The organism is Mycobacterium sp. NGS27, assembly GCF_059813005.1.
On sequence record NZ_JCALDT010000033.1, the window covers coordinates 1 to 783 of the forward strand.

Genomic DNA, 783 nt, shown 5'->3' on the forward strand with positions numbered 1-783 from the left:
CCACCAACACCAGCTGGACGACCTGGAGCAGAAGAGCCGGATCGCCGACGTGTTGCCGTTGACCCCGATGCAGCACGGGCTGCTTTTTCACGCCAGCACCGCACACGGCGGCGACGACGCCTATGTGGTGCAGCTGGACATCGCGCTGAGCGGGCCCCTCCACCGGCACCGGCTGCGGGAGGCTGTGTGCGCGGTCGTCGACCGCCATCCCAACCTCGCGGCCCGGTTCTGCCAACAGTTCGACGAGCCGGTGCAGGTCATCCCCGCTGATCCCGAGGTGCCCTGGCAGTATGTCGACCTGGACGGCGTCGAGGCCGACGAGCAGATTCAGTCGGCGTGTGCGGCCGAACGCGCGGCGGTCTGCGACCTCAGCGACCCGCCGGCGTTCCGGGTGACGTTGATCCGCACCGCTCCCGAGCAGCACCGGATCGTGGTCACCTCTCACCACATCGTCGTGGACGGCTGGTCGCTGCCGATTCTGCTGGCCGAAATCTTCGCCGGCTATCAGGGGCAGCGGCTGCCCGCGCCGGTCCCGTATCGCCGCTTTGTCAGCTGGCTCGCCGAGAGGGACCTCGAGGCCGCCCGCGCCGCCTGGGGTGCGGTGCTGGCCGACTTTGACAGCCCCACGCTGATCGGCCCGCCGGGGCGCGCACAGCTCGGGCAACGAGGCGTTACCTCGTACCGGTTGTCGGAGCAGACCACGCGGGCGCTCAACGAGCTGGCCCGCGCGCAGCACACCACCGTCAACACCGTGCTGCAGGCGGCCTGGGCGCAGCTGCTAGT

At 70.0% G+C, this 783-nt stretch carries 1 protein-coding gene; it reads left to right on the plus strand.

All coding sequences use genetic code 11. The annotated features are described in order from the left end of the window. Positions 1–783 (plus strand): condensation domain-containing protein (locus AC5Y30_RS25435; protein WP_499922067.1); only part of this gene is annotated, 783 nt, incomplete at both ends.